The organism is Blastococcus sp. TML/C7B, from assembly GCF_016612845.1.
GTDB lineage: Bacteria > Actinomycetota > Actinomycetes > Mycobacteriales > Geodermatophilaceae > Blastococcus.
In genome coordinates this window covers 1,525,641-1,537,221 of record NZ_JAEOAA010000001.1, presented here as the reverse complement: position 1 = coordinate 1,537,221, position 11,581 = coordinate 1,525,641, and the positions used below count along the sequence as shown (strand labels likewise).

Sequence of the window (11,581 nt, the reverse complement as noted above, 5' to 3'; positions counted from 1 at the left end):
TGCGATGCTCACTCATCGGAGTGCCACCCGGGTCCCTCTCAGCAGCGGCGCCATCTGCGACGCCCCGAGGTCGGAGACCGCCGACGGGTCGCTGCCGGTCTGGTAGGCGAGGATGTTGCGCACGAAATCGAGCTCCGCGGTGGATCCGGCCAGGCCGCTGGGCAGCGACGTCCCGGCCTGGGGGTTGGGTTCGCCGGCGCCCGCCGGGATGTCGTCCGGGCCGCTGCCGCCCAGGCAGACCGGGTTGCCGGTGACCGGGTTGTCCCGCGACTGCACGCCGTCGACCGGCGGGTTCGGGCAGTAGAACTCGCCCTGCGCGGCCGCGGCGATCAGCCCGTCGATGTCCGACAGGCCCCGGCAGTCAGGACCCGACTGGTCCAGGTACGCCGGCTGGTCGCCGGGCAGGTAGGGGTTGCGCGGCGGCAGCGTCACGGTGAGGTTCAGATCCAGGTACGGGTCGCCGTCGCCACCGAGCACCTCGCTGTACAGCGGCACCGAGCGGGCCAGGCCGTTGAGCAGGCACGGGTAGACCGGCGAGTACTCGGCGAAGGTGCCCAGCACCGGCAGCGAGCTCTCGGCCAGCGAGATGAGGTTCCGCTCGTTGGTCTCCAGGAAGCCCGCGGTGACCGTGCCGGCCCGGTCGGCGACGGTGAACGTGCGGCGCAGCTGCTCCTGCTGGTCGACCAGCGTCCGGCTGGTGACCGCCAGGTCGTCCAGCACGCCGAGCAGGTCGTCGGCCGCGGACTCGTAGGTGTCGGCGAAGTCGGCCAGCCCGGAGATGTCGGCCTGCAGGTCGGGCAGCACGGTGTTCAGCTCGCCGGTGTAGCGGCCGACGGCGGCGAGGTTGGCGCCCAGCCGGTCGCCCCGGCCGCGCACCGCCTCGGCCACCGCGCCGAGGGTGTAGGAGAGCTTCTCCGGCTCCACCGCCTGGAGCAGGGGCAGCAGGTCGTCGACCACGCGCTGCAGCTCGATGGCGTTCTCGCTGCGGTCCTGGCCGATCACCGCGCCGTCGGCCAGCGTCTCCGCCGACGGGCTCTCCGGGATCTCCAGGGCGACGAACCGCTCGCCGAACAGCGTCTTGGGCAGCAGCCGCGCGGTCACGTCGGCCGGGATCTGGTCGAGGTACTCCGGCGCGATGGCCAGCTCGATGGTGGCGCCGTCCGCGGTCGCGTCGACCGCGCGGACGTCGCCCACGATGACGCCGCGCACCTTGACGTCGGACGCTTCCCGCAGCTGGTTGCCGATGGTGTCGGTCTCCAGGGTGACGCGGGCGACGTCGGAGAACACCTTGTTGTACTGCGCGACGGCGAGGCCGAGCAGCAGCGCGAGGGTCAGCAGGAACGCCAACCCCTGGATGCGCAGGCGGATCTTCGTCCTCATCGCACCGCTCACCCCGCGATCCGGACGGTCGTCGTCGAGCCCCAGATGGCGAGGGACAGGAACAGGTCGATGACCATCACCGCGACGATGGAGAAGCGCACCGCCTGGCCCACGGCCAGGCCGACGCCGGCCGGGCCACCGCTGGCGCGGTAGCCGTAGTAGCAGTGGCTCAGGATGATCACGACGGCGAAGACGAGCACCTTGAGGAAGGACCAGAAGACGTCCTGCGGGGGCAGGAACAGGTTGAAGTAGTGGTCGTAGGTGCCCGCCGACTGCCCGTAGGCCTGGGTGGTGATCAACCGGGTCGCGAAGTAGCTGCTCAGCAGGCCCAGCACGTAGAGCGGCATGACGGCGACGAAGCCGGCCACGATGCGCGTGGTGACGAGGAACGGCAGCGAGGGCACGCCCATGACCTCGAGGGCGTCGATCTCCTCGTTGATCCGCATGGCGCCGATCTGCGCGGTGAACCCGCAACCGACCGTGGCCGACAACGCCAGGCCCGCGACCAGGGGCGCGATCTCCCGGGTGTTGAAGTAGGCGGAGAGGAAGCCGGTGAACGCCGAGGTGCCGAGCTGGTCCAGGGCCGCGTAGCCCTGCAGCCCCACCTCGGTGCCGGTGAAGAAGGACAGCACCGCGATGACGCCGACGGTGCCGCCGATCACCGCGAGCGCGCCGCTGCCGAAGGTGACCTCGGCCAGCAGCCGCATGACCTCCTTCTTGTACCGGCGCAGCGTGCGCGGCGTCCACGCCAGCGCCCGGCCGTAGAAGCCGAGCTGGTCGCCGAGGTCCTCCAGCGCCCCCATGGGGTCGGCCGTAGACCGTGCGCCCGAGGCGCCGGGCGCGCACGCGCAGCCGGTCGACCGGCGAGAGCAGCGCCATCACGAACCCTTCGGCGGGACGAGCTGGAAGTACAGCGCCGTCATGACGAAGTTGACCGCGAACAGCAGCAGGAAGGTGATGACGACGGACTGGTTCACCGCGTCGCCGACGCCCTTGGGCCCACCTCCGGCCCGCAACCCCTTGTAGGACGCCACGATCCCGGCGATCAGGCCGAAGACCAGCGCTTTCAGCTCGCCCGACCAGAAGTCCTCGACCTGCGCCAGCGCGCTGAACGAGGCCAGGTAGGCCCCCGGCGTCCCGCCCTGGAGGATGACGTTGAAGAAGTAGCCCCCGGCGACGCCGACCACGCTGACCAGGCCGTTGAGCAGCACCGCCACCACCATCGAGGCGAGCACCCGCGGCACGACCAGCCGCTGGATCGGGCTGATGCCCAGCACTTCCATCGCGTCGATCTCGTCGCGGATCTTGCGGGCGCCCAGGTCGGCGCAGATCGCCGAACCGCCCGCACCGGCGATCAGCAGCGCGGTCACGATCGGGCTCGCCTCGCGCAGCACCGCGAGCACCGCGGCCGAGCCGGTGAAGGACTCGGCCCCCAGCTGCCGGGTGAGGGAGCCCAGCTGCAGCGCGATGACCGCACCGAACGGGATGGCCACCAGCGCGGTGGGCATGATCGTCACGCTCGCGACGAACCACGTCTGCTGGATGAACTCGCGGATCTGGAAGGGCCGCTTGGGCAGCGCCCGCATGACGTCCAGGGCGAACGCGAACAGCTGGCCGCTGGCCGCGAGCGGCCGGGTGGGCGAGTACTTCCCGTCGAGCAGCCCCGGCGCCTTCGGCGTCTCGGAGGCGCTCACCCGTCGCCCTCCCGGCGGCGCGGCAGGACCGCGGTCGCGGTGGTGGCCGTCGCGCCGCTGTCGGCGTCCGCGGCCCAGTGCCGGCCGTTGGTGCCGGTGGTGGGCGCGTAGGCCCCCGCATCGGCGCGCGCGAGGAGGTCCTCGGGCAGCGAGCGGCGGATGGCGGCCGCCGTCGTCTCATCGAACTCGTGCAGCATCCGCGCCACCCGCTCCTGGCGGCGGCGGGCCCCCTGCCGCTCGGGCAACCCCTCGCTGGGCTCCAGCTGCGGCGGGACCGCCTCGCCGCCGGACGCGCCCTTCGGGCCGATGCCGTTGTGCGAGTCCCCGCCGCGGGCCTCCAGGGCGGCCATCTCGGCCTCGACCTGGGCGACGTCCTTCTCCTCGCTCATGCCGATCGGCCCCTCGCGCCGGCCGTTGAGGAACTGGCGGACGACGGGCTCCTGCGAGGTGAGCAGCTGCTCGCGGGGGCCGAACATCACCAGGTTGCGGCGGAACAGCAGGCCGAGGTTGTCCGGCACGGTGCGGGCGGTGCCGATGTCGTGCGTGACGATGAGGAAGGTGGCGTCGATCTGCGCGTTGAGGTCGACGATGAGCTGGTTGAGGTAGGCCACGCGGACCGGGTCCAGCCCCGAGTCGGGCTCGTCGAACAGGATGATCTCGGGGTCCAGCACCAGCGCGCGGGCGAGCCCCGCCCGCTTGCGCATGCCGCCGGAGATCTCCCCGGGCAGCTTCCCCTCGGCGCCCTGCAGGCCGACCATGTCCATCTTCTCGAGGACGATCCGCCGGACCTCAGACTCGCTCTTGCGCGTGTGCTCGCGCAACGGGAAGGCGATGTTGTCGAAGAGGTTCATCGAGCCGAACAGCGCGCCGTCCTGGAACAGCACGCCGAACAGCTTCCGGATCTCGTAGAGCCGGTGCTCGCTCGTGCGCACGATGTCGGTGTCGTTGATGACGATCGACCCGCGCTCGGGCTTGAGCAGCCCGACCAGCGACTTCAGGAAGACCGACTTGCCGGTGCCCGAGGGGCCGAGCAGGACCGAGATCTCACCGGGCGGCAGGGTCAGGGTGACGTCGCTCCAGATGTTCTGGCTCCCGAAGGACTTGGTCAGCCCGTCGACCTCGACTGCGACGCCCACGCTTCCGCCTTCCGCTCCCGCTCGACCTGCCGGTCCCCCGCTGCGTCGCATCGACGAGCCCGGGCAGTCTGCGGCTTCCCGACCCCGATCGCACGTCGACGGGGCCGGACCGCATCACTACTGGTCAGTAACGACCCAGCCACGGGGAGGTTACGTGCGTCACGGGATTTCCGTGACCCGGATCTCGGGTTTCCGCCGTCCGGGGGACGGCGGGCCCGGCACCCCCGGGAACGCAGCACGGGCCGCCCTCCCGGAGGAGGACGGCCCGTGCCGGCGGTGCGGTGGTGCGGTCGTGCTACCCGGCGATCAGGACCGCCGGGTGGGGGGTCACTTGACGGTGACGGTGGCGCCGGCGCCCTCGAGGGCAGCCTTGGCCTTGTCCGCGGCGTCCTTGGCGACCTTCTCCAGGACGGGCTTGGGCGCGTTGTCGACCAGGTCCTTGGCCTCCTTGAGGCCCAGGGAGGTGAGGCCGCGCACCTCCTTGATGACCTGGATCTTCTTGTCGCCGGCCGACTCGAGGATGACGTCGAACTCGTCCTGCTCGGCAGCGGCCTCGGCACCGCCACCGCCGCCACCGGCGGCCGGGGCGGCCGCGACAGCCACGGGGGCAGCAGCGGTGACGTCGAACGTCTCCTCGAACTGCTTCACGAAGTCGGACAGCTCGAGGAGGGTCATCTCCTTGAACGCGTCGAGCAGCTCGGTGCTGGAAAGCTTGGCCATGTCGATCTCCTTCTGGGTCAGTCGTCGCTGGCCGCGTCGGCGGCGGCAGCGTCGGTCTCGGGGGTGGTGTCAGCAGCAGGTGCGTCGTCAGCGGCAGGAGCCTCGGCAGCCGGGGCGTCGGCGGCCTTCTTCTCCTGCAGCGCGGCGGCGAGGCGGGCGACCTGCGACAGCGGGGCCTGGAACAGCCCGGCAGCCTTGGTCAGGTTGCCCTTCATCGCGCCGGCCAGCTTGGCCAGCAGGACCTCACGGGGCTCGACGTCGGCGAGGCGCGTGACCTCGGAGGCGTCGACCGTGCGGCCGTCGACCACGCCGCCCTTGACGACGAGCAGCGGGTTGGCCTTCGCGAAGTCGCGGATCGCCTTGGCGCCCTCGACCGGGTCGCCCTCGATGAAGGCGATCGCGGTCGGGCCGTTGAGCAGCGGGCCGAGGTCGGAGAAACCGACCGAGTCCGCCGCCCGCTTCGTCAGGGTGTTCTTGACGACGGCGTACGTGCTGCCCGCACCGAGGGAACGGCGCAGCTGGGTCAGCTGCGCCACGGTCAGCCCGCGGTACTCGGTGAGCACCGCCGCACTCGAGTTCTGGAACCGCTCGGTGATCTCGTCGATCACCGCGGCCTTCGCCTGCGTGGGCATGGGCCTCCTCTCGTCTGTCGGGCGACCACCGGCCATCGCGCGAACGCGGGCGATCGGGTGGCCCCGGAGACGAGGAACGCCCCGGCGCAGGCGCACGGGGCGAGGGGCGGGACGCGCTGACGTGCAGCGGCACCGCCGATCGAACCGTCCTCCTGCGCGGGTCGCCCGGAACTCCGGGACCTTCGATCGCACGCGGACGTGCGACGACCAACGGTCTTGGGGGGAACGCGGCCAAGAGTACGCGACGCCGCACGGGAGGCGGCGGCTGCCCCCGAGGACTGCCCCACACCGCCGATCTCGGCGGGAAGCGGGCCGGGTGGGGCCCACATCGCCGATGTGGGCCCCGGACGTGCGAGAGGCCCCGCAGCGACGAGCGCTGCGGGGCCTCCGGGAGGTGCGGTCGATCAGTTGGTGGGCTCGTCCACCAGCATGTTGCGGGTGCGGTTCGGGTCCACCGGGATGCCGGGGCCCATCGTCGTCGAGATGGTGACCTTCTTGACGTAGCGACCCTTGGCCGAGGACGGCTTGGCGCGCAGGACCTCGTCGAGGGCGGCCGCGTAGTTCTCGACCAGCTTCTCCTGGTCGAAGGACGTCTTGCCGATCACCAGGTGCAGGTTGGCCTGCTTGTCGACGCGGAAGTTGATCTTCCCGCCCTTGATGTCGTTGACGGCCTTGGTGACGTCGGGGGTCACGGTGCCGGTCTTCGGGTTCGGCATCAGGCCGCGGGGGCCGAGGATGCGCGCGATCCGGCCGACCTTGGCCATCTGGTCCGGGGTGGCGATCGCCGCGTCGAAGTCCAGGAAGCCGCCCTGGATGCGCTCGATCAGGTCGTCGGACCCGACGACGTCGGCGCCGGCGGCCTCGGCCTCGGCGGCCTTGTCACCGGTCGCGAAGACGATGACGCGGGCGGTCTTGCCGGTGCCGTGGGGCAGGTTGACCGTGCCGCGGACCATCTGGTCGGCCTTGCGCGGGTCGACGCCCAGGCGCAGAGCGACCTCGACGGTGGCGTCGTAGGACGTCGTCGACGTCTCCTTGGCCAGCGCAGCGGCCTGGAGCGGGGAGTACAGGGTGTCCCGGTCGACCTTCTCGGCCGCGGCCCGGAACTTCTTGCCGTGCTTCGCCATGGTGGTTCCTCTCCCCCGGACGGAGCCGGGGATGGTGTGGTTGCCGGGCCAGGCGTGGCCCTCCCACAGGTGCTAGGGGGTGGTGCTGGGTCAGACGACCGTGATGCCCATCGACCGCGCGGTGCCGGCGATGATCCGCTCGGCCTGGTCCAGGTCGTTGGCGTTGAGGTCGGCCATCTTGGTGGTGGCGATCTCGCGGACCTGGTCGCGGGTGACCGTGGCGACCTTGGTCTTGTGCGGCTCGCCCGACCCCTTCTCGACACCGGCGGCCTTGAGCAGCATGCGCGCGGCCGGCGGGGTCTTGGTGACGAACGTGAACGACCGGTCCTCGAAGACCGAGATCTCGACCGGGATCACGTTGCCCCGCTGCGACTCGGTCGCGGCGTTGTAGGCCTTGCAGAACTCCATGATGTTGACACCGTGCTGGCCCAGCGCCGGACCCACGGGCGGCGCGGGGGTCGCCGCACCGGCGTTGATCTGGAGCTTGATGACCGCGGTTCAACCGCTTCCTGGGGGGCATGACTTCCTTCTATCGGTGGTGGATCAGCTGGCGCCGTGCGACATCAGTCGAACGACGTCAGATCTTGCTGACCTGGTTGAACGACAGCTCGACGGGCGTCTCGCGGCCGAAGATGGAGACCAGCACCTGCAGCTTCTGCTGCTCGGCGTTGATCTCGTTGATCGTGGCGGGCAGGGTCGCGAACGGCCCGTCCATGACGGTGACGGACTCGCCGACCTCGAAGTCCACCAGGGCGGCCGGCGCGGCGGCGGCCGGGGCGGCTTCGCCGCCGGCGGTGCGCGCAGCCTGCGGGGCGGTGGCCGGGACCAGGATCTTGACGACCTCGTCGAGGGTCAGCGGCGAGGGCTTGGAGGTCGCGCCCACGAAGCCGGTGACGCCGGGGGTGTTGCGGACCGCGCCCCACGACTCGTCGTTGAGCTCCATGCGGACCAGCAGGTAGCCCGGCAGCACCTTGCGGTTGACCTGCGCGCGCTTGCCGTTCTTGATCTCGGTGACCTCCTCGGTGGGCACCTCGATCTGGTAGATGAAGTCCTCCACGTCGAGGGACTGGATGCGCGCCTCGAGGTTGGTCTTCACCTTGTTCTCGTACCCGGCGTAGCTGTGCACGACGTACCAGTCGCCGGGCGCGATCCGCAGCGCCTTCTTCATGGCCTCGGCCGGGTCCTCGTCCTCCGGCTCCGCGGCGACGGGCTCCTCGGCCTGCGCGGCCTCGTCGGCGGCGTCGGCGGCGTCGGCCTCGGGGGCCTCCCCGGTCCCGGCGTCCTCGACGTCGAGCTCGAGGTCGGCGGTGTCGCTGGAGCCCTCGGCCGCACCGGTCTCACCGACGCCGGTCTCGACGTCGGCGCTGCCGCGCTGCTCGAAGCGGGCGTCGTCCAGGTCGGTGCCTTCGACCGCGGTGTCGTGCTCGTTGGGCTCGCGGGGCTCGGTCACAGAAGTCTCTTCCTTGTCGGATGGCGTGCTGGGTGGGCGGGGATCAGCCGAAGACGGCGATCACGCCCCGGGAGAAGAGCAGGTCCATCCCGGCCACCAGCGCGACCATGAACGCCACGAAGACGATGACCACGGTCGTGTAGGTGATGAGTTCGCGGCGGCCCGGCCAGATGACCTTGCGCAGCTCGGCGACGACCTCGCGCAGGAAGCGCCCGATGGAGCGCTTCTGCCGGATCTCCTGGGCGCGGGCCCGCTCGGCCTCGGCGCGCGACCGGGTGCCCCCGCCCTCGCGGGCCGGCCGGTCGGCGGACCGGGCGGCGCGGCGCGACCCGGCGGCGACCGGCTCGTCGTCGTCCCCACCGGCCGTGATCCGCCCACCGCGGCGGCGGGCCGGGGCGACGACCTTGTCCTCCTCGACGGAGGCCTCGGCGGCGATCGCGTCCTCGGCCGCCTCGAGCTCGGTGGCGTCGTCGACGCCCGGAGCCTCGCGGTCGAGCTGCTCGTCGGTCAGCTCGGCGTCGGGGACGGCGGCGTCGTCCTCGCGTTCCGGCTTCTCGCTCACTGCGCCTCGCTCGCCTCGTGGTGGGTGCCGTCCCCGGCGGGGGCGGTCGGCCGTGCATCGATCGTGCTGCTGGCAGGGGTGACAGGACTTGAACCTGCAGCCTGCGGTTTTGGAGACCGCTGCTCTGCCAATTGAGCTACACCCCTAGGAACCCCGTCCGGGCCCTCCGGAACCGTCCACCACGCCACGGCAGCCCACGACCTCAGGAGGTTCCGGGGCACGCCGGTGGCGGGGTCGATAGCCCCAGGGACGCCAGTGTACGGGACCGCGGAGAGCCGAGGCCACCGTCCCCGCGACCAGCGCGGGCGGCCCGCTCGCGACGCCCCGACCTTTGACACGATAGGGGCATGACCGCCGTGTCTCCGGACTCGCCCATCCCGTCCTCCGCGCTGCCGCCCGCCGAGCGGCGCATCTCCCGCCGCATCGCCGGGATCGCCGAATCGGCGACCCTCGCCGTCGACGCGAAGGCCAAGGCGCTCAAGGCCGCGGGCAAGCCGGTGATCGGCTTCGGCGCCGGGGAGCCGGACTTCCCGACGCCGGACTACATCGTCGAGGCCGCCGTCGCGGCGGCGCGCCAGCCGGCGATGCACCGCTACACCCCCGCCGGCGGGCTGCCCGCGCTCAAGGACGCGATCGTCGCCAAGACCGCGCGCGACTCCGGCTTCCAGGTGACCCCCGCCCAGGTCCTGGTCACCAACGGCGGCAAGCAGGCGGTCTACGAGGCGCTGGCCACGATGCTCGACCCGGGCGACGAGGTGCTGCTGCCCGCGCCCTACTGGACCACCTACCCCGAGGCGATCCGGCTGGCCGGCGGCGTGCCGGTGCCGGTCGTGGCCGACGAGCAGAGCGGCTACCTCGTCTCGGCCGCGCAGCTGGAGGCGGCGCGCACCCCGCGCACGAAGGTGCTGCTGTTCTGCTTCCCCTCGAACCCGACCGGCGCGGTCTACCCCGTCGAGCAGGTCGAGGAGATCGGCCGCTGGGCGCTGGAGGCCGGGCTGTGGGTGCTCACCGACGAGATCTACGAGCACCTCACCTACGGCGGCGCGACCGCGCCCTCCCTGCCCGTCGTCGTCCCCGAGCTGGCCGACCGCTGCGTCGTCGTCAACGGCGTCGCCAAGACCTACGCGATGACCGGCTGGCGGGTGGGCTGGATCCTCGGCCCCGCCGACGTGGTCAAGGCCGCCACCAACCTGCAGTCGCACGCCACCTCGAACGTCGCGAACGTCTCGCAGGCCGCGGCGGTCGCCGCGCTCACCGGTGACCTCTCGGCCGTGGCGACGATGCGGGAGGCCTTCGACCGCCGCCGCAAGCTGATCGTGTCGATGCTCCGGGAGATCCCCGGCGTCGCCTGCCCCGAGCCGCAGGGCGCGTTCTACGTCTACCCCTCGGTGAAGGGGCTCCTCGGGCGCTCGATCGGCGGCCGCACCGCCGCCTCCAGCGTGGAGCTGGCCGAGCTGATCCTGGAGCAGGCCGAGGTGGCCGTCGTCCCGGGCGAGGCCTTCGGCACCCCGGGCTACCTGCGGATGTCGTACGCGCTGGGCGACGAGGACCTCGTCGAGGGCGTCACGCGGATGCAGCGGCTGCTGACCAGCGCCGACTAGCCCTACCCGGCGTCCAGCGCGCCGGCCTCCTCGAGCACCTCGAGCGCCCCGGGGAGGTCGGCGAGCGCGGCGGCGACGACGTCGGGGGTGGCGACGGTCCACGCCGCGGCGTCGACGTAGCAGCGGATCGCGGCGTCGAACGCGTCCTCACCGACGGCCTCGCGCGCCGCCAGCAGCGCGGCCCCGCCCTTGCCGTACACGCGGGCGGCGTACTGCTGCCAGGTGCGGAAGTCGTCCATGGCAGCGCCGACGTCACCCACGACGCCGAGGGCCCGGTCCAGGCCCTCGGCGGAGGTCGGGTGCACCACGGCCTCCGCCCACGTCGCGAAGGCCTCGTCCAGCCACGGGTCGCGGAACTGGGAGTTGCCGACCATCCCGTAGAACCACATGTGCGCGACCTCGTGCACGAGCACCTCCTCGCTCGGCGAGGCCTGCAGGATCGAGCTCGGGTACTCGATCCCGCCGCCGTAGTCGGGCAGCTGGGGCACGGTCAGCGTTCCGTAGGGGAACGGGCCGAGGAACGCCGTCAGGTCGTCGATGGCGGCCACGGTCGCGTCGGCCAGCTCGTCGGCGGCGGGCTCGGCCCCGGCGAGGGCCCCGGTGGTCACCCGGACGCCGTCGGGGGTGGTCCGCTCGGCGGTGGTGAACTGCCCGGCCGCGACGCTGACGTCGCGGGCCACCGGCTCGCGGGAGGTCCACGTCCGTCGCCCGTCGGCGTCCGCGGGGCCGGGCTCGGACTGGTCGCCGGTCATGAGGACGGTGAGCCCGGCGGGCGCGGACACGCGCACGGTGGTGTCCGCGGCGGGGCTGGTGGTCGTCTCGCCGGACACGGCCACGAACGGGTCGCGGGCCCAGCCGGTGCCCGGCTCCCACGCGAGCAGCGGGAAGCCGCTGGCCCACCAGGAGACGCCGTCGGTCGCGCCCACCCGGTCGAAGCCGCCCGAACCGAGGGTGAGGGTGAAGTCCAGCGCCACCTCGGTGCTCTCCCCCGGCGCCAGCGGCCCGTCGAGGGTCACCACGTACGCACCCCCGGGCTCGGCCGCGGCGAGCGCCTCGTAGCCGGCACCGGCGACGTCGTCGCCCCGCACGGCGTCCACGACGAGCCGGGAGCCGGCCGCCGCGAGCTCCGGGGCGTTGGGCACGAGCCGGAACACCAGCTCGGTGACCGTGCGGTCCGGGGTGAAGCGGACGGTCTCGGTGCCGGTGACCGTCCGCAGGTCGTCGGCCAGCCGGAAGTCCAGCGAGGTCCGCGGCCGGTCGGGATCGGGCCGGGCCCGGTCGG

General features: G+C 72.3%; 11 protein-coding genes, 1 tRNA gene and 1 pseudogene. 1 reads left to right on the top strand and 12 read right to left on the bottom strand.

Annotation, left to right across the window (positions count from 1 at the left end; all coding sequences use genetic code 11):
• Window positions 1–12 precede the first annotated feature (12 nt).
• From JKP76_RS07495 to JKP76_RS07445, 11 genes and pseudogenes are all read right to left on the bottom strand, one after another.
• On the bottom strand, window positions 13–1,380 hold the full coding sequence (locus JKP76_RS07495; RefSeq protein WP_200490187.1) for an MCE family protein: 1,368 nt from the start codon (window positions 1,378–1,380) through the stop codon (window positions 13–15).
• 8 nt (window positions 1,381–1,388) lie between these two features.
• Window positions 1,389–2,183, bottom strand: coding sequence for an ABC transporter permease (locus JKP76_RS07490; RefSeq protein WP_200490186.1), 795 nt, complete (start codon window positions 2,181–2,183; stop codon window positions 1,389–1,391).
• A 75-nt stretch (window positions 2,184–2,258) separates the two neighbouring features.
• Entirely contained in the window at window positions 2,259–2,966 is a 708-nt protein-coding gene (locus JKP76_RS07485) for an ABC transporter permease (RefSeq protein WP_200491323.1), read from the bottom strand.
• 104 nt (window positions 2,967–3,070) lie between these two features.
• Window positions 3,071–4,210, bottom strand: coding sequence for an ABC transporter ATP-binding protein (locus JKP76_RS07480; protein ID WP_200490185.1), 1,140 nt, complete (start codon window positions 4,208–4,210; stop codon window positions 3,071–3,073).
• Window positions 4,211–4,537: 327 nt separating this feature from the next.
• The gene (rplL, locus tag JKP76_RS07475; RefSeq protein ID WP_200490184.1) at window positions 4,538–4,930 is read right to left on the bottom strand and encodes a 50S ribosomal protein L7/L12; all 393 of its coding nucleotides are present in this window, start codon (window positions 4,928–4,930) and stop codon (window positions 4,538–4,540) included.
• 17 nt (window positions 4,931–4,947) lie between these two features.
• Entirely contained in the window at window positions 4,948–5,562 is a 615-nt protein-coding gene (rplJ, locus tag JKP76_RS07470; protein ID WP_200490183.1) for a 50S ribosomal protein L10, read from the bottom strand.
• Between the two features lie 404 nt (window positions 5,563–5,966).
• Complete coding sequence (rplA, locus tag JKP76_RS07465) at window positions 5,967–6,686, bottom strand: 50S ribosomal protein L1 (protein ID WP_200490182.1); 720 nt, start codon at window positions 6,684–6,686, stop codon at window positions 5,967–5,969.
• A 90-nt stretch (window positions 6,687–6,776) separates the two neighbouring features.
• Window positions 6,777–7,206, bottom strand: a pseudogene (gene rplK / locus JKP76_RS07460) (50S ribosomal protein L11).
• Window positions 7,207–7,263: 57 nt separating this feature from the next.
• Window positions 7,264–8,136 carry a transcription termination/antitermination protein NusG gene (gene nusG / locus JKP76_RS07455; protein WP_200490181.1) on the bottom strand — a complete coding sequence of 291 codons (873 nt, stop codon included), beginning with the start codon at window positions 8,134–8,136 and terminating at the stop codon, window positions 7,264–7,266.
• Window positions 8,137–8,179: 43 nt separating this feature from the next.
• Window positions 8,180–8,698, bottom strand: coding sequence for a preprotein translocase subunit SecE (gene secE / locus JKP76_RS22955; protein ID WP_200490180.1), 519 nt, complete (start codon window positions 8,696–8,698; stop codon window positions 8,180–8,182).
• A gap of 70 nt (window positions 8,699–8,768) precedes the next feature.
• Window positions 8,769–8,844, bottom strand: a tRNA-Trp gene (locus JKP76_RS07445).
• Window positions 8,845–9,045: 201 nt separating this feature from the next.
• Between JKP76_RS07445 and JKP76_RS07440 the strand changes: the two genes are divergently transcribed.
• Window positions 9,046–10,299 carry a pyridoxal phosphate-dependent aminotransferase gene (locus JKP76_RS07440; RefSeq protein ID WP_200490179.1) on the top strand — a complete coding sequence of 418 codons (1,254 nt, stop codon included), beginning with the start codon at window positions 9,046–9,048 and terminating at the stop codon, window positions 10,297–10,299.
• 2 nt (window positions 10,300–10,301) lie between these two features.
• On the opposite strand, the gene JKP76_RS07435 is transcribed toward JKP76_RS07440, so the two are convergent.
• On the bottom strand, window positions 10,302–11,453 hold the full coding sequence (locus JKP76_RS07435) for a M1 family aminopeptidase (RefSeq protein WP_309232879.1): 1,152 nt from the start codon (window positions 11,451–11,453) through the stop codon (window positions 10,302–10,304).
• Window positions 11,454–11,581 lie beyond the last annotated feature (128 nt).

Excerpts from the sequence above, each read along its gene's own strand:
- JKP76_RS07495 (WP_200490187.1), bottom strand. The coding sequence starts at position 1,380 with ATGAGGACGAAGATCCGCCTGCGCATCCAGGGGTTGGCGTTCCTGCTG.
- JKP76_RS07490 (WP_200490186.1), bottom strand. The coding sequence starts at position 2,183 with ATGGGGGCGCTGGAGGACCTCGGCGACCAGCTCGGCTTCTACGGCCGG.
- JKP76_RS07485 (WP_200491323.1), bottom strand. The coding sequence starts at position 2,966 with ATGCGGGCGCTGCCCAAGCGGCCCTTCCAGATCCGCGAGTTCATCCAG.
- rplL (WP_200490184.1), bottom strand. The coding sequence starts at position 4,930 with ATGGCCAAGCTTTCCAGCACCGAGCTGCTCGACGCGTTCAAGGAGATG.
- rplJ (WP_200490183.1), bottom strand. The coding sequence starts at position 5,562 with ATGCCCACGCAGGCGAAGGCCGCGGTGATCGACGAGATCACCGAGCGG.
- rplA (WP_200490182.1), bottom strand. The coding sequence starts at position 6,686 with ATGGCGAAGCACGGCAAGAAGTTCCGGGCCGCGGCCGAGAAGGTCGAC.
- JKP76_RS07440 (WP_200490179.1), top strand. The coding sequence starts at position 9,046 with ATGACCGCCGTGTCTCCGGACTCGCCCATCCCGTCCTCCGCGCTGCCG.